Here is a 15902-nt window from a genome sequence, read left to right as displayed (position 1 = left end):
GCCCCGCGTGACGCAGACCACAATCGGCACGTGGTCCGATAATCTTGTTGCGGGGGCGACGAGTTGTCGGGCCGGACGGGCGCACATGGCCGTCCGTAACCGGCCGGTGATGTGCACGGAACAGGCCTGGCGGTAGCGTCCCGCGCATGGACAACCAGGGCGGAATCACGGTTCAGCGGGCACTTGAGCTGCCGGGGCTGCGCAGCGGGCTGCCGGAGGTGGTGGCCTGCGCCGACCGGCTGGGCCGGACCGTCCGCTGGGTGCACGCGGGCGAGGTGCCGAACATCGCGTCCCTGCTCAAGGGCGGGGAACTGCTTCTGACGACGGGTCTGGGCCTCGGCACCCGGCCCGCCGAGCAGCGCGCCTTCGTACGCCGCCTCGCGGACCGGGGCATCGCGGCGCTGGTGGTCGAGCTGGGCCCGCGCTTCACCAGGCTCCCGGCGACGCTCGTGGAAACGGCCCGCACGGCGGGCCTCCCCCTCGTCCAACTCCACCGCGAGGTCCCCTTCGTCACGGTCACGGAGGAGATCCACACCGAGATCGTCAACCACCACTACGCGCTGCTCCAGCGGGCCGAGGAGGTCCACCGGCGATGTACGGAGGCCCTGCTGGGCGGCGGCGGCATCCCACAAGTCCTGCGGATCCTGGCCGACTTCACGGGGAACCCGGTCTTCCTGGAGACCCCCGACGGGCAGCTGCTGTACGCGGCCGCCAGCTCGGGCGGCGACGCGGGCGCCGATCCGCTGCAGGTGTGGGAGGGCCTGCGCGGCCAGCGCGAGGCCGAGCCGTCGGCGAACACGGTGGTGATCGACGTCCCGGGCGGCGGCCACGGCACGGGCTCGGTGCGCGCGCGGGTGGTCCTGGTCGGGGTCTCGGCCCCGCTGCAGCCGGTCCACCGGATGGCGGCGGAGCGCACGGCCGGTGTCCTGGCCGTCGTGCTGATGCAGGCCCGTCAGGAGGAGGAGCTGGCGGCGCGCGGCCGCGGCGACTTCCTGACGGACCTGGCGGAGGGCCGCATCTCGGCGGAGGACGCCCCGGCGCAGGCGCGCGTACTGGGCTTCAAGCCGGGGGCGGGACCGCTGCTGCCGATCGTGATGCGGCTGTCGTCGGAACTGGCCCCCTCGGGGAACTGGGCGGTCCTGGCCCGCGCGGTCCTGGAGGAGCTGTCGTCGGTCGGGGTTCCGGTGCTGCTGGGGGTCCGCCCGGTGGAGGGCCGCGTGCCGCTGCTGGTCTCCCTGCGCACCGAATCGGAACGCACGGCGGTCGCGGACCGGGTGGCCACGGCCCTGCGGGCGGGCGTGGAGCGCGCGGGCCTCGACCGTGCGGGGGCGCCGCCTGCGGTGGTCGTCGGGGTCGCCGGGGGCTGGGCGGCCGCCTCTGCGGGCCTGCGCCACGCCGCGGAGACCGCCACGGCGGCGCACGGGCTGCCGGCCCGCCCGTGGTACGACGCGAGGAGGCTGGACATCGACCTCCTCCTGTGGCGCCTGCGCGAACACCCCGACCTGGCGGCCTTTGTGGACCGGGCGATCGGCCCGCTCCGCACCCACGACACGACGTCGCGCCCGCCCCTGCTCCCCACCCTGGAGACGTACCTGGCCCACGCGGGCCGCAAGGCGGAGACGGCCCGGGAGCTCCACCTGAACCGCCAGACCCTCTACAACCGCCTGGCCCGCATCTCGGAACTCCTGGGCACGGACCTGGACGACCCCGAAACGGTCCTCTCCCTCAGCCTGGCCCTCCGCGCCCGCCGCCACGCTCCTGCTCCTTCCTGACGCGGCTCTCGCACGGCTCGGCCCTGGCGGGCCTCCCCGGCTTCGCGCCGCTGCGCCGGACTCCGTCCGACGACGGCTGGGCGGGAGCCGGCCACGCCCTCTGGGTGCCACGCTGGGGGGCGGGTGCGGGCACAGAGCGGTCAGCGCGGGCTCAGGTACCGGGCCGCCTGGCGGCGCGTGCGGGCACGGACACGGCATGCGGTGCTGCGGCCGGCTCGAGGCGGGGTGTCAGTGGCCGGCCCTGCGGGGCGTGTCCCCTACCCGCCCTTCCACCGTTCCCCGGGGCTCCGCCCCGGACCCCACCGCCGGGCAGACCCAGCCCCGCCGGGCAACACCACCCTCGCCGGCAACTCGAGCCTCGCCGGGCAACACCAGCCTCGCCGGCAACTCCAGCCTCGCCGGCGTTTGAGGCGCGGGGTCCGGGGCGGAGCCCCGATCTTGAACCCGCACCCGCGCAGGGCGGAAACCCAGCCCGCCGGCGATTGAGGCGCGGGGACCCGGACCGGCCCCCGGAGGGCGGCGGCTAGCGGCGGCCCCGCTCCGTCAGCTCGTCGTAGACGGACAGCACCTGCGCCACCGTGTCGTCCTCCGACGGCCACGACGCGGCCTGCGCCCGCCCGGCGGCAACCAGCTCGGCCCGGCGGTCCGGGTCCGCCAGCAGACCGGTCACGGCCGCGGCGAGCGCCCCCGCGTCCCCCGGCGGGACCAGCACCGCGCCCTCCCCCACCAGCTCCCGCACGCCCCCCACCTCCGTCGCGACCAGCGGCACCCCCGCCCGCAGCGCCTCCTGCGCCAGCAGGGCCCGGTCCTCCCACCGGCTCGGCAGTACGGCCACGTCCGCCGCCGCCAGCAGCGCAGCCGCGTCCCGGCGCCGCCCCAGCAGCCGTACGGGGAGTTCCTCGGCCTCGATCCGCCGGGACAGTCCGGCCCGCAGCGGCCCCTCCCCCGCGATCACCAGCAGCGGTACCGGCTCCAGCGTCCGCCACTCCCGCGCGGCGTCGAGCAGTACCGAGTACCCGCGGTGCGGCACCAGGCTCCCGACCGCGATCAGCAACGGCCGCGCCACCGCGCCGAGCTCCGCCCGCGCCTTGCCGGGCTCGGCGTCCGTCCCCGCCGCCGGCACGGCGACCGGCGCCAGCCGCGCGTCCCGCGCACCCCTCAGCCGGGCGAGGTCCACCTGGTCCGAGGAGGCCCCCAAGACCACCGCCGCGGCCCGGGCCACGTGCCGCTCCAGCATCCGGCCCAGCCGCCCGAGCGCCCCGGCGGCCGCCGGGCCGTCGCCGTGCCAGCTGACCACCAGCGGCACCCGGCGCCCCCGCAGGGCGAGCGCGGCCCGCAACCCGGCCCGCACCCCGTGCGCGTGCACCACATCGGCCCCGGCGCAGGCGGCCCGCAGCGCGCCCACCGCGTCGGGCTCGAACTGCGCGCCGGCGCCGGTGAAGTCGTACTCCCCCTCCGCCTCGACGGGCGCGCACACCGTGACCCGTACCCCGCGCGCGGCGAGGCCGGTCGTGAGCGACCGCACGTGCGCGCTGCTGCCCACGCCCGCGGCCCCGCCCAGCACTTGGACGGTACGGAGCGGCGGCCGCCCGTAGGGCTGTGCCGGGAGGGGGGCGGAGACCGGGGAGCTGCTCACGGGCCGAAGCTCCAGGGTGAGGGGGGTCAGAGACGTGGCCCAGAATGCCAGTCCGCACGCGCGTTCCGGGACCATACGAGTGCGGATGCCGTGAGAGATACCGCAGGACACCCCCCAGCCTCACCCACACGGGCTAGTGGAGCAACGCCCCGGGGAACGACCGCGCCCGGGCGCAGGAGGCCGAAGCGCACGCACCCCGAACCCCGGCGCCGGCCCGGCCGCCGGCCCCCGGGCCGCGTCCTCGGGTCCCTCCGGTCAGCCGTCCGCGCGTGCCGCCGCGAGGAGTTCCTCCGCGTGCGCCCGCGCCGACACCGAGTCCTCGTGGCCGGCCAGCATGCGCGACAGCTCGCGGATCCGGTCCTCGCCCTCCAGGACGGTGACCCCGCTGCGCGTCACGGACCCGTCGTTGGTCTTCTCGACGAGCAGCTGCCGGTCCGCGAACGCCGCGACCTGCGGCAGGTGCGTGACGACCACGACCTGCGCCGACTTGGCCAGCTTCGCCAGCCTCCGGCCCACCTCCACGGCCGCCTTGCCGCCGACGCCCGCGTCGACCTCGTCGAAGAGGTACGTGGGCACCGGGTCGGAGCCCGCGAAGACGACCTCCACCGCCAGCATCACCCGGGACAGCTCACCGCCCGAGGCTCCCTTGGCGATCGGCCGCGGCTGGGCTCCGGGGTGCGGGGCGAGCAGCAGTTCGACCTCGTCCGCGCCCGAAGGCCCGTAGGCGACGGCGCGGCCGTCGACCTCCACTCCGTCCGCGTCCTCGACCTGCCGGACGTCGATCGTCACCCGCGCGTGCGGCATCGCCAGTGACGCCAGTTCCTCGGTCACGGCCGAGGCGAACCGCGTCGCCGCCTCCACCCGCGCGTCCGTCAACGCCTGTGCCAGCGCCGACAGTTCGGAGCGCAGCCCGTCCCGCTCCGCGGTCAGCTCGGTGATCCGCTCGTCGTCGCCGTCCAGCTCCAGGAGCCGCGCCGCGCCCCGCTCGGCCCACTCCAGGACGGCGTCCACGGTGCCGTCGGAGCCGTACTTGCGCGTCAGCTGGCTCAGGGCGGCCCGCCGCTCCTCCACCGCCGCGAGCCGCAGCGGATCGGCGTCCAGGTCGTCGGCGTAGCCCGCCAGCTCCCCGGCCACGTCGGACAGCAGGATGCCCAGCTCCCCGATCCGCTCGGCGAGCCCGCCGAGGGCCGCGTCGTGGGACCGTACGGCCTCCAGGGCCCGGTGCGCGCCCGCGACGAGCGTGTTCGCGTCGATGCCCTCGGGGTCCTCGGGATTGCCCGCGAGCGCGGCGTGCGCCACCTGCGCCGCCGAGGCCAGCGACTCGGCGTGCCCGAGTCGTTCCGCCTCCGCCGCCAGCTCGGCGTCCTCGCCGGCCACCGGCTCCACGGCCGCGATCTCGTCGAGCCCGAAGCGCAGCAGGTCCGCCTCCTGGGCCCGCTCCCGCGCCCGGGTGGTGATCTCCTCCAGCTCGGCGGCGACCGCGCGGAGCCTGCGGTAGGCCGAGCCGTACTTCTCCAGCGGGACGGCGACGGCGTCCCCGGCGTACCGGTCGAGGGCCTGTCGCTGCCGGGCCGGCCGCAGCAGCCCCTGCTGGTCGGTCTGACCGTGCACGGCCACCAGGTCGTCCGCGAGCTCGCCGAGCAGCCCGACGGGCACGGAGCGGCCGCCGACGTGGGCGCGCGAGCGCCCCTCGGCGGACACGGTCCGGCTGATCAGCAGGGCGCCGTCGTCGAGCTCCGCCCCGGCCTCCTCGGCGCGCACGGCGGCGGGGGCATCCGGGCGCATGACGATGCGGCCCTCGACGACCGCGGCCTTGGCCCCGATCCGTACGAGGGCCGGATCGGCGCGTCCGCCGAGCAGCAGCCCGAGGCTGGTGACGACCATCGTCTTGCCCGCACCGGTCTCGCCGGTCACCGCGGTGAAACCGGGCGACAGCTCGACCACCGCGTCGTCGATGACCCCGAGCGACCGTATCCGCATCTCCTCAAGCACGGGACGACCATACCGAGGTTTCACGGGTGCCATGTGACGTCACCCGCCCGGAGTTTCCCGAACGGGTGTGCTAATACGAGTGAGGTCTCAGTGGGGCGCCCCACGCCACCCCGACACGGGCAGCGCGAACTTCGCGACGAGCCGGTCGGTGAAGGACGCGTGGTGCAGGCGGGCCAGCCGTACGGGCACCGCCCCGCGCCGGACCTCCACCCGGGCCCCGGCCGGCAGCTCCAGCATGCGCCGGCCGTCGCACCACAGCACCCCGTGCGGGGTCCCGGTCTGCACCTCCACCGCCAGCACCGAGGTGGGCGAAGTCACCAGCGGCTTCGCGAACAGCGCGTGGGCGCTGATCGGCACCATCAGCAGCGCCTCGACCTCCGGCCAGACCACCGGCCCGCCCGCGGAGAAGGCGTACGCCGTCGAGCCCGTCGGCGTCGCGCAGACGATCCCGTCACAGCCGAACCCGGTCACCGGGCGGCCGTCGATCTCCAGGACCACCTCGAGCATCCGCTCCGGGGACACCTTCTGGACGGCGGCCTCGTTCAGTGCCCAGTCCTCGTGGACGATGTCGCCGTTCGTGCGCACGACCACGTCGAGGGTCATCCGCTCCTCGACCTCGTACTCGCGCGTCACCACCCGGTCCACGACCTTGTCCAGGTCGTCGCGCTCGGCTTCGGCGAGGAAGCCCACGCGACCCAGGTTGACGCCCAGCATCGGGACCCCGGAGGCGCGCGCGAACTCCGCGCCGCGCAGCAGGGTCCCGTCCCCGCCCAGCACGATCAGCAGCTCACAGCCGTCCAGCACGCCCGGCGTGGACTCGGTGACCAGCTCCACCTCGCGCGGCAGCGGCAGGTCCGCCGCCTCGTGCGCGAAGACCCGTACGCCCAGCCCGGACCTCAGCAGGCCCTTCACCACCAGCTCGGCACTGCGGATGGCCGCCGGCCGCCCGGTGTGCGCGAGCAGGAACACGGTGCGCCCCGCCCCCGGAGCCGCCACGTCGTCCGAAACCGCCGGCGCCGACGCGCCCGCAGAACCCACAGAACCCGCTGCACCCGCTGAACCCGATGAATCTGTCACTGCGGCCCCTCCGCCACTGCACGGTCTACGTCCCCCGGGTCGAGTGCCGGTGCCCCCGCCCGCAGCCACAGAAAGTACTCCACGTTCCCCGACGGCCCCGGAAGCGGACTGGCCGTCACCCCGAGAACCCCCAGCCCCAGCTTCCAGGCCTGCGCCGCCACGTCCCGTACGGCCTCGGCCCGCAGCTCGGCGCTGCGGACCACGCCACCGCTGCCGAGCCGCTCCTTGCCGACCTCGAACTGCGGCTTGACCATCAGCACCAGGTCGGCGTCCGGCGCCGTGCACCGCACCAGCGCGGGCAGCACCAGGCCGATGGAGATGAACGACAGGTCGCCGACGACCAGGTCGGCCGGAATGCCGTCGATCTGCTCGACCGTCAGCTCGCGCACGTTCGTCCGGTCCTTGACGGTGACCCGCTCGTCACTCTGCAGCGACCAGGCGAGCTGCCCGTAGCCGACGTCGACGGCCACCACGTGCGCGACGCCCGCGCGCAGCAGCACGTCGGTGAAGCCGCCGGTGGAGGCCCCCGCGTCCAGCGCCCGGCGGCCCTCGACGACCAGCCCCTGCGGCCGGAACACGGCGAGCGCGCCCGCCAGCTTGTGGCCGCCCCGCGAGACGTAGTCGGGGTCGCTGTCGTCCTTGAGGACCACGAGGGCCGCACTGGTCTCGACCTGGGTGGCCGCCTTGGTCGCGGTGGTGCCGCCCACGGTCACCCGGCCCGCGGCGATCAGCTGCGCGGCGTGCTCGCGCGAGCGGGCCATGCTGCGGCGCACCAGTTCGGCGTCCAGGCGGCGGCGTGCCACTCCTGCCACGTTCGGTTCAGCTCCTGTTTTCGTACGGACCGGGGACGGGCGGTGCGTCCAGCGCGCTCAGCGCCTCGCGCAGCCCCCTGTGGACATCCTCGTACACGGCGAGGTGGCCGTCCGCAGGGAGGTGGTCGGCGTCGGCCAGCCGCGCCAGCTGCGCGTCCACCCCGGAGTGCCCGGTGGGAGTGCGTACGACGCCCAGCGCGGCGGGCTCGGCGGCGTCTTCGTCGGTCATGCCCCCGACGCTACCCCGAAGCGCCCGGCGACCACGCACGGCTCTGCGGTACGGTCGTGATCACGATGGCTACGATCGAGGAGTGCCGCGAAGCACTCGACCGACTCTCCGGCAACCTGGCACGCGCCGACGGCGACGTGCGCGGGGCGGCCGCGCTGGACCGCTCCCTGAGCTGCCACATCACGGACCTGGACCACACCTTCGCGGGCCGCCTGGACGGCGGCCGCATCCGCGTGGACGCGGTCACCCCCGGCCCGCCCGCCACCAAGGCCGACATCCGCCTCGCGATGACCGGCGACGACCTGGTCGCCCTGGTCGGCGGCGACCTCCACTTCGCCAAGGCCTGGGCGTCCGGCCGCATCCGCCTCGAGGCCGGCCTCCGCGACCTGATGCGCCTGCGCAAGCTGCTGTAACGAGGCCCGGCCACGCCGTTCCTGGGGCTCCGCCCCAGACACGTCGCCACATCCAGCCTCGCCGGCGTTTGAGGCGCGGGGTCCGGGGCGGAGCCCCGGCAGCGGCGCCGCACCCGCTACACCGCGGACGTCACCGCACGGGACCTCCGCGCCGCCGGAATCACCAGCGGCGTCCCCGTCTCCGGATCGGAGATCACCTGGCAGCGCAGGCCGAACACCTTCTCCACCAGCTCCGCCGTGACCACCTCCCCCGGCGCCCCCTGTGCGACGACCTCCCCGCCCCGCATCGCGATCAGATGCGTGGCGTACCGCGCGGCGTGGTTCAGATCGTGCAGCACGGCGACCAGCGTCCGCCCCTGCGTCTCGTGCAGCTCCGCGCACAGGTCCAGCACATCGATCTGGTGCTGGATGTCCAGGTACGTCGTCGGCTCGTCGAGCAGCAGCAGCGGCGTCTGCTGCGCCAGCGCCATCGCGATCCACACCCGCTGCCGCTGCCCGCCCGACAGCTCGTCCACGGCCCGGTCGGCGAGCTCGGCGACCCCGGTCGAGGCCATCGATTCCGCCACGATCCGCTCGTCCTGCGCCGACCACTGCCGCAGCAGCCCCTGGTGCGGGTACCGGCCCCGCGAGACCAGGTCGGCCACCGTGATCCCGTCGGGCGCGACCGAGGACTGCGGGAGCAGCCCCAGCGTCCTGGCCACCTTCTTCGCCGGCATCGAACCGATCGCCTGCCCGTCGAGCAGCACCCGCCCGGCCGCCGGTTTCAGCATCCGCGACAGCGCCCGCAGCAGCGTGGACTTGCCGCACGCGTTGGGCCCGACGATCACGGTGAAGGAGTGGTCGGGGATCTCCACCGACAGGTTCTCGGCGATCACCCGCCGGTCGTAGCCGAGGGTCACGTTCTCCGCGGTCAGCCGCTGCACTTGCGTACTCCTAGCGTTCATATACGTCCCGCCCTGCGCTCGGTGACGAGCAGCCAGAGCAGATAGACACCGCCGACCAGCCCGGTCACCACGCCCACCGGCAACTGGTCGGCGCCGAAGGCCCGCTGCGAGGCCCAGTCGGAGGCGAGCAGCACCACCGAGCCCATGAGCGCGGCGGTCGCCAGGTTGGCCCCGGGCGACCGGGTCAGCCGCCGGGCCAGCTGCGGCGCGGCCAGCGCGACGAAGCTGATCGGCCCGGCGGCGGCGCTCGCCGCGGTGGTCAGCAGGATCGCGGCCAGCATCAGCAGCAGCCGCGTGCGCTCCACCCGCACCCCCACGGCGTGGGCGGCGTCGTCGCCCATCTCCATCATCCGCAGGGCCCGCCCCTGCCCCAGGACCAACGGGAAGAGCACCGCGCACACCGCGAGCAGCGGCCACACCTGCGCCCAGTCCCGCCCGGCCAGCGAGCCGGTCAGCCAGACCATCGCGCGGGAGGCCTCCACCAGCCGGGCCTTGGTGATCAGGTACTGGATGACCGCGATGAGCATGGCGGAGGCGCCGATGCCGACCAGGACCAGCCGATAGCCGTGGATGCCCTGCTTGTACGCCAGCAGGTAGACGGCGGCACCGGCCAGCAGGCCGCCGACCAGCGCTCCGACGGCCACCTCGGTGGCCGAGCCGCCGAACAGGATGATGACGATCAGCGCGCCGACCGCGGACCCGTACGAGAATCCGAGCAGGTCCGGGGAGCCGAGCGGATTGCGGGAGACGGACTGGAAGACGGCCCCGGCCATCCCGAGGGCCGCGCCCACGAGCAGCGCCACCAGCACCCGCGGCAGCCGCAGGTCGTTGACGATGAAGTCGTTGGCGGGGCTGCCGTTGCCCAGCAGGGTCTGTACGACGTCCCACGGCGCGATGTCGAAGTCCCCGGTGCCGATGAGCAGCACGGCCAGCGCGAACGCGGCGACGGCGAGCAGCATGCCCACGGCCAGGGCGCGCCGTTCCACCCGCAGCGAGATCCCGCCGGGAAGGCGCAGCGGACGGGATGTGGCGGTCACGGTCACAGCTGGGCCATCCTCTTGCGCCGAACCAGGTAGATGAAGACGGGGCCGCCGATGAGCGCGGTCACCACGCCGACCTGCAGTTCGGCGGGCCGGGTGACGACACGGCCGACGACGTCGGCGCCGAGCAGCAGGACGGGCGACAGGACGGCCGAGTAGGCGAGCACCCAGCGCATGTCGGGGCCCGTGAACACCCGTACGAGGTGGGGGATCATCAGCCCGATGAACACGATGGGCCCGCAGGCGGCGGTCGCCGCACCGCACAGCAGGGTGATGGCGAGCATCGCGCCGATCCGGGTCCGTGTCAGGTTCGCGCCGAGCGCCCGCGCGGTGTCGTCGCCCATGGCCATCGCGTTGAGCGGCCGGCCCAGGGCCAGCGCGAGCACCGCGCCGACCAGCAGGAAGGGCGCGACCTGCCGGACGGTGTCCATGCCGGCCGAGGCCAGCGAACCCACCGTCCAGAAGCGCAGTTTGTCCAGCGCCTTGCTGTCCATCAGCTGCACGGCGTTGATGTAGCCGACGAGGGCCGCGCTGGCCGCCGTACCGGCGAGCGCGAGGCGCACCGGCGTGGCACTGCGGCTGCCCCCGAGCACGTAGACGACGACGGAGACGACGGCGGCGCCGAGGAAGGCCCACCACACGAACTCGCTCAGCGAGCTCGCTCCGAAGAAGCTGATCGCGGAGACCACTGCGGCAGCGGCCCCGGCGTTGACGCCGAGGATGCCCGGCTCGGCCAGCGGATTGCGGGTCAGCGCCTGCATGACCGCCCCGGACAGGCCGAGTCCGAGCCCGACCATCACGCCGAGGAGGGTGCGCGGCACCCGCAGGTCCCGCACCACCACGTCGGAGGGCGTCCCCGCGTAGTCGAAGAGGCCGTGCCAGACCTCGTCGAGGGGCATCTGCTTGGCGCCCACGGCGATGCTCACGACCGCGACCAGCGCGAGCACGGCGAGGGCGCCGAGCAGACCGGCGGCGCGCGCGGCATGACGCGGGCGGGCGACGGCGGCCTGCGCAGGCACCGTGCCCGGTTCGGGTTCAGGGGGACTCTCGACCAACACGGAAGTTAGGTTAGCCTACCCTCCGCGCGGGTCGGCTCCCCGAGGGCGAGCCTGATCGGCCGGCGACCGGCTAAAGCCCCAGCCGGGCCAGCGCCTTCGCCGCGTCCAGCGTGCAGACCCCGTCCCCGGCCGCCGTCCAGGCCGCCGCGCACAGCGCCCGCAGCCCGTCGACCGGGTCACCGTCCCCGCCCCGCACCTCCAGTACGCCGTCCAGCGCGACCGCGGTCCAGCCACCGCAGCGGAAGCCTTCCGCCGACCGCTCGACCTCCGGCTGGCCGGCCAGTAGCCCCCGCAGATCCCGGTCCACGTAGGTCGGCCGGTGCCGGGGCTCGGCCCGCACCAGCTGCGCCGCGTCCGTCACCCCGGTCAGCACCAGCAGCGAGTCCACCTCACCGTTGAAGGCACCCTCGATGTCCGTGTCCAGCCGGTCCCCCACGACCAGCGGCCGCCGCGCCCCGGTCCGCAGCACCGTCTCCCGGTGCATCGGGGGCAGCGGCTTGCCCGCCACCTGCGGCTCCGCGCCCGTCGCGATCCGGACGACCTCCACCGCCGCCCCGTTGCCCGGCGCGATCCCCCGCGCCCCCGGAATCGTCAGGTCGGTGTTCGACGCGTACCACGGCACGCCCCGGTTGATCGCGTACGAGGCCTCGGCGAACCGCCCCCACGGCAGGTCGGGCCCCCCGTACCCCTGGACGACCGCCGCGAGGCCCTCCTCCTCGGCGGACTCCACCGGCACCAGCCCCCGCTCGCGCAGCGCGACCCGCAGCCCCTCCCCACCGATCACCAGCACCTTCGACCCCGGCTCCACCTGCTCCGCGATCAGCCGGGCCACCGCCTGCGCCGAGGTGATCACCTCGGCCGCCTCGGTCGGGATGCCCAGCTCGCCCAGGTGCTCCGCGACGGCGTCCGGCGTCCGCAGGGCGTTGTTCGTGACGTACGCGAGGTGCATCCCCTCGGCCCGGGCCGCGGCCAGCGACTCCACGGCATGCGCGATGGCCTCACCGCCCGCGTACACCACACCGTCGAGGTCCAGCAGAGCCGTGTCGTACGCCTGGTGCAGACTCCGCTCACTCGCCGCGGGACTGGTCCTGCTCTGCCGGGTCATCCTGTCCGCTCCTCTGGGGCCCCTCCCAGCCGTCGCCGGGAGAGATCGATCTTGTCCGATTCCGTACTCCCCCGATCATCCCGCATCGCGAGACGCGTCTTACCATGCACCAATGACCACATCTGGCACCGCGGACCCCGGGCTGCGCCTGATCCCGTTCCATGGCCTGCGCTATGTCCCGGAGCGTGTCGGCAGCCTGGCCGCCGTCACCTCGCCGCCGTACGACGTGGTCGTGCGCCCCGACGGAGTCGACCACCTCGAATCCGCCGACCCGCACAACATCGTCCGCCTGATCCTCCCGCAGGCGGGCACCCCCGCCGCCCGCAACGAACAGGCCGCGCGCACCCTGCGCGACTGGCTGGCCGAGGGCGTCCTCAGCGCCGACCCCGAGCCCGCGCTGTACGTGTACGAACAGCGCCGGGCCGGCCTCCTGCAGCGCGGGGTCATCGGCGCCCTCGCCCTGTCCACCGCGGACGCCGGGATCGTCCTGCCCCACGAGGACGTCATGCCGGACGTGGTCACCGACCGGGCGGGCCTGATGCGGGCCACCTCCGCCAATCTCGAACCCCTCCTCCTGACCTACCGCGGCGACGACCCCGCGGCGGGCGCGGCCGCGGTCGTCGAGAACACCGCCCGGAGGGCCCCCCTCCTCTCCACGACCACCGAGGACGGCTTCCAGCACCGCCTCTGGGCCATCACGGATCCCGGGGAACTGGCCACCCTCACCGCCGACCTGAGCCACCGCCAGGCCCTCATCGCCGACGGCCACCACCGCTGGGCGACCTACCTGCGCCTCCAGGAAGAGCACGGCTCCCCGACGCCCTGGGACTTCGGCCTCGTCCTCCTCGTGGACACCGCCCGCTACCCCCTGCAGGTCCGCGCCATCCACCGGATGCTGCGCCGCCTCCCGGTCGCCGACGCCCTGGCCGCGGTCGCCGGCACCTTCCGGGTCCGCACGGTCGACGGGCCGCTCCCCCTGGCCCTGGAGGCCCTGTCGGACGCCGCGGAGCGGGGCAACGCCTTCCTCCTCACCGGCGACGGCACCTTCCACCTCGTCACCGACCCCGATCCGGCCCTCCTCGACCGCACGGTCCGCCGCGACCGCCCCGAGGCCTGGCGCCGACTCGACGCCACCGTCCTGCACGCCACCCTGCTCGACGCCGTGTGGCACGTCCCGGACACCCCCGACCAGATCACCTACATCCACGACGCCGCCGCCACCGTGGCCATGGCCGAGCGCCACGGGGGAACCGCGGTCCTGCTGCATCCCGTACGGGAGGAAGTCGTCCGGGACCTGGCCCGCCAGGGCGTCACCATGCCCCGCAAGTCCACGTCCTTCGGCCCGAAGCCGGCCACCGGCCTGGTGCTGCGCGGCCTGACCTGACCGTGCTCCGGACATGCAGAAGGGCGGCACCCCACGGGGGTGCCGCCCTTCTGCATGTCACGGGCGTTTCAGAACTCAGGCCTTGCCCTGGTCCGCGTCCTCGTCGTCGCCCTCGTCATCGTCGTCGACGACGGCGACCTCGTCCGTCACGTCGAAGTCGGCCTCGGACTCCTCCAGCGGCTCGTACTCCTCGTCGTCCTCGTCGTAGTACTCGGCGACGTCGGAGGCACGCTCGGCCGCGGCCACCTCGGCCGGGTCCTGGTCCTCGTCCTCGTCGTCCTCGTCGGCGATGTCGACCGCCGCGTCGAGGAACTCGACACCGTCGAGCTCGGCGAGACGGTCGGAGGCGTCCGTGGCCCCCTCCTTGTCCGCTTCGAGGGTCTTGCCGAACCACTCGCGCGCCTCGTCCTCACGACCGGCCGCCAGCAGGGCGTCGGCGTACGCGTACCGCAGGCGCGCGGTCCACGGCTGGACGGAGCTGGAGGCCAGCTCCGGGCTCTGCAGGGTCACGATGGCGGCTTCGAGCTGCCCCTGGTCCCGCCGGGCCCCGGCCGCGACCAGCCGCATCTCGACCTGGCCTGCCTTGTCCAGCTTCTGCACCTCGGGCTCGCCGGCCATGGCCAGCGCCCGCTCGGGACGGCCGAGGCCGCGCTCGCAGTCGGCCATGACGGGCCACAGCTCCACCGAGCCGGTCATGCGCTTGGCGGCGCGGAACTCCGCGAGCGCCTCGCTGTACTTCTGCGTGGCGTACGCGGCGAAGCCGGCGGCCTCGCGGACGGCGGCGACACGGGAGGCCAGCCGCAGGGCGATGCGCGAGTACGCGTAGGCCTGCTCGGGGTCCTCGTCGATCAGCCGGGCGACCATGACCAGGTTCTTGGAGACCTCCTCGGCCAGCCCCTTGGGCAGGCTCAGCAGCTCCTGACGCACATCGGCGTCGATCTCGAGACCGGTGACGTCCTCGTCGATCGGAAGCCGCTTGACCGGGTCCCGATCGCGGTCCGCACGGTAGTCGCGGTCGCCGCCACGGTCATCGCGACCACGGTAGCCACCACGGTCGTCACGACCGCCACGGAACCCGCCACGGTCGCCACCGCGGTCATCACGGCGCGGGTAGCTCGGCCGGTCGCCGCCACGGTCGTCACGACCGCCACGGAACCCACCACGCTCGTCGTCACGACGCGGGTAGGACGGACGCCCACCACGGTCATCGTCCCGACGCGGGTACGACGGACGGTCCCCACCGCGGTCATCACGACGGAAACCACCGCCCGAAGGACGCCCACCACGCTCGTCATCACGACGGGGGTACGACGGACGGTCCCCACCGCGGTCATCACGGCGCGGGAAGGACGGACGGTCGTTGTCCCGACGGAAGCCACCGCCGGAGGGGCGGTCGCCACGGTCGTCACGACGGAACGCCGGACGGTCGCCACCGCGGTCATCACGGCGCGGGTAGCTCGGCCGATCGCCACCACGGTCGTCCCGGCCGCCACGGAACCCGCCGCGCTCATCGTCACGACGCGGGTACGACGGACGGTCGCCACCACGGTCATCACGACGGAAACCGCCGCCGGAGGGCCGGTCGCCACGGTCGTCACGACGGGGGTACGAGGGGCGGTCGCCACCACGGTCGTCACGGCCGCCACGGAACCCACCACGGTCGTCATCACGACGCGGGTACGACGGACGGTCGCCACCACGGTCATCACGACGGAAACCACCGCCGGAAGGACGCCCACCACGGTCATCGTCACGACGGGGGTACGAGGGGCGGTCGCCGCCCCGGTCATCCCGGCCGCCACGGAACCCACCACGGTCGTCATCACGACGCGGGAAGGACGGACGGTCGCCACCGCGGTCATCGCGGCGCGGGTAGCTCGGCCGGTCGCCGCCGCGGTCGTCACGACCGCCACGGAACCCACCACGCTCATCGTCACGACGCGGGTACGACGGACGCTCGCCACCACGGTCGTCACGGCGGAAGCCGCCACCACCACCGCCGGCGGGACGCCCGCCACGGTCATCGCGACGGAAACCGCCGCCACCGCCGGCCGGTCGACCACCGCGGTCGTCACGACGGAACGGAGGACGGTCGCCGCCCCGGTCGTCACGGCCCCCGCGGTAGCCGCCCCTGTCACCGCCGTCGTTGCGCCGAGGCTCGCGCTCCGGACGATCGTCGGGAGAGTTGGACATGGGTGTGACTCCTGTCTTCGGGGTACCGCTAGTCATTCTCGCGCAACCAACCCATGGCCGCGCTTCGGCGTAAAGATGTACAAAAACAAAAAGGACCCTTGGTCCAGCGTTGAACGCTGGACCAAGGGTCCTTTGAAAGATTGTTCGGCGGTGTCCTACTCTCCCACAGGGTCCCCCCTGCAGTACCATCGGCGCTGAAAGGCTTAGCTTCCGGGTTCGGAATGTAACCGGGCGTTTCCCTAACGCT

The 15902-nt window shown here is 74.2% G+C and carries 13 protein-coding genes, 1 rRNA gene and 1 pseudogene; 3 read left to right on the top strand and 12 right to left on the bottom strand.

Annotation, left to right across the window (positions count from 1 at the left end; genetic code table 11):
- Positions 1-146 precede the first annotated feature (146 nt).
- Complete coding sequence (locus ACIP5M_RS33070; RefSeq protein WP_401203882.1) at positions 147-1772, top strand: PucR family transcriptional regulator; 1626 nt, start codon at positions 147-149, stop codon at positions 1770-1772.
- A gap of 523 nt (positions 1773-2295) precedes the next feature.
- Here the strand turns inward: ACIP5M_RS33070 and ACIP5M_RS33065 are convergent.
- The 5 genes from ACIP5M_RS33065 to ACIP5M_RS33045 all read right to left on the bottom strand — a co-directional run bounded on the left by ACIP5M_RS33065 (position 2296) and on the right by ACIP5M_RS33045 (position 7557).
- Positions 2296-3408 carry a glycosyltransferase family 4 protein gene (locus ACIP5M_RS33065; protein ID WP_401203879.1) on the bottom strand — a complete coding sequence of 371 codons (1113 nt, stop codon included), beginning with the start codon at positions 3406-3408 and terminating at the stop codon, positions 2296-2298.
- A gap of 255 nt (positions 3409-3663) precedes the next feature.
- On the bottom strand, positions 3664-5388 hold the full coding sequence (gene recN / locus ACIP5M_RS33060) for a DNA repair protein RecN (protein WP_401204145.1): 1725 nt from the start codon (positions 5386-5388) through the stop codon (positions 3664-3666).
- A 99-nt stretch (positions 5389-5487) separates the two neighbouring features.
- Positions 5488-6396 (bottom strand): NAD kinase, encoded by a 909-nt coding sequence (locus ACIP5M_RS33055; RefSeq protein WP_401204142.1) that lies wholly within the window; start codon positions 6394-6396, stop codon positions 5488-5490.
- Between the two features lie 77 nt (positions 6397-6473).
- Entirely contained in the window at positions 6474-7289 is an 816-nt protein-coding gene (locus ACIP5M_RS33050; protein ID WP_401203876.1) for a TlyA family RNA methyltransferase, read from the bottom strand.
- Between the two features lie 7 nt (positions 7290-7296).
- Positions 7297-7557 (bottom strand): hypothetical protein, encoded by a 261-nt coding sequence (locus ACIP5M_RS33045; RefSeq protein ID WP_401203874.1) that lies wholly within the window; start codon positions 7555-7557, stop codon positions 7297-7299.
- A gap of 26 nt (positions 7558-7583) precedes the next feature.
- On the opposite strand from ACIP5M_RS33045, the gene ACIP5M_RS33040 reads away from it, so the two are divergent.
- Positions 7584-7931, top strand: coding sequence for an SCP2 sterol-binding domain-containing protein (locus ACIP5M_RS33040; RefSeq protein ID WP_401203871.1), 348 nt, complete (start codon positions 7584-7586; stop codon positions 7929-7931).
- A 116-nt stretch (positions 7932-8047) separates the two neighbouring features.
- Here ACIP5M_RS33040 and ACIP5M_RS33035 read toward each other — a convergent pair whose 3' ends face one another.
- From ACIP5M_RS33035 to ACIP5M_RS33020, 4 genes are all read right to left on the bottom strand, one after another.
- Positions 8048-8854: an ABC transporter ATP-binding protein gene (locus ACIP5M_RS33035; RefSeq protein ID WP_401203868.1), complete on the bottom strand. Its 807-nt coding sequence runs from the start codon at positions 8852-8854 to the stop codon at positions 8048-8050.
- A 17-nt stretch (positions 8855-8871) separates the two neighbouring features.
- The gene (locus ACIP5M_RS33030) at positions 8872-9918 is read right to left on the bottom strand and encodes a FecCD family ABC transporter permease (RefSeq protein WP_401203865.1); all 1047 of its coding nucleotides are present in this window, start codon (positions 9916-9918) and stop codon (positions 8872-8874) included.
- Positions 9915-10973, bottom strand: coding sequence for a FecCD family ABC transporter permease (locus tag ACIP5M_RS33025; protein WP_401203862.1), 1059 nt, complete (start codon positions 10971-10973; stop codon positions 9915-9917). Before ACIP5M_RS33025 ends, ACIP5M_RS33030 begins: the two co-directional genes overlap by 4 nt.
- Positions 10974-11043: 70 nt before the next feature.
- Positions 11044-12078 (bottom strand): HAD-IIA family hydrolase, encoded by a 1035-nt coding sequence (locus ACIP5M_RS33020; protein WP_401203859.1) that lies wholly within the window; start codon positions 12076-12078, stop codon positions 11044-11046.
- 112 nt (positions 12079-12190) lie between these two features.
- Between ACIP5M_RS33020 and ACIP5M_RS33015 the strand changes: the two genes are divergently transcribed.
- Positions 12191-13462, top strand: a complete 1272-nt coding sequence (locus tag ACIP5M_RS33015) for a DUF1015 family protein (protein ID WP_401203857.1) — start codon at positions 12191-12193, stop codon at positions 13460-13462.
- Between the two features lie 75 nt (positions 13463-13537).
- Here the strand turns inward: ACIP5M_RS33015 and ACIP5M_RS33010 are convergent, their stop codons facing one another.
- The 3 genes and pseudogenes from ACIP5M_RS33010 to rrf form a co-directional block, all read right to left on the bottom strand.
- On the bottom strand, positions 13538-14389 hold the full coding sequence (locus tag ACIP5M_RS33010; RefSeq protein ID WP_401204139.1) for a hypothetical protein: 852 nt from the start codon (positions 14387-14389) through the stop codon (positions 13538-13540).
- 216 nt (positions 14390-14605) lie between these two features.
- Positions 14606-15571, bottom strand: a pseudogene (locus tag ACIP5M_RS33005) (hypothetical protein); the annotation flags it as partial.
- A gap of 226 nt (positions 15572-15797) precedes the next feature.
- Positions 15798-15902, bottom strand: a 5S ribosomal RNA gene (rrf, locus tag ACIP5M_RS33000); the annotation flags it as partial.

The organism is Streptomyces sp. NPDC088762 (genome assembly GCF_044750905.1).
Classification (GTDB): Bacteria; Actinomycetota; Actinomycetes; order Streptomycetales; family Streptomycetaceae; genus Streptomyces.
The sequence above is the reverse complement of the archived record's forward strand: the minus strand, read 5'-3'. Positions and strand labels throughout refer to the sequence as shown.

Bases quoted from the DNA above. Each gene is read 5' to 3' on its own strand.
- ACIP5M_RS33040 (WP_401203871.1), top strand. From the start codon at position 7,584: ATGGCTACGATCGAGGAGTGCCGCGAAGCACTCGACCGACTCTCCGGC.
- ACIP5M_RS33070 (WP_401203882.1), top strand. From the start codon at position 147: ATGGACAACCAGGGCGGAATCACGGTTCAGCGGGCACTTGAGCTGCCG.
- ACIP5M_RS33015 (WP_401203857.1), top strand. From the start codon at position 12,191: ATGACCACATCTGGCACCGCGGACCCCGGGCTGCGCCTGATCCCGTTC.
- recN (WP_401204145.1), bottom strand. From the start codon at position 5,388: ATGCGGATACGGTCGCTCGGGGTCATCGACGACGCGGTGGTCGAGCTG.
- ACIP5M_RS33020 (WP_401203859.1), bottom strand. From the start codon at position 12,078: ATGACCCGGCAGAGCAGGACCAGTCCCGCGGCGAGTGAGCGGAGTCTG.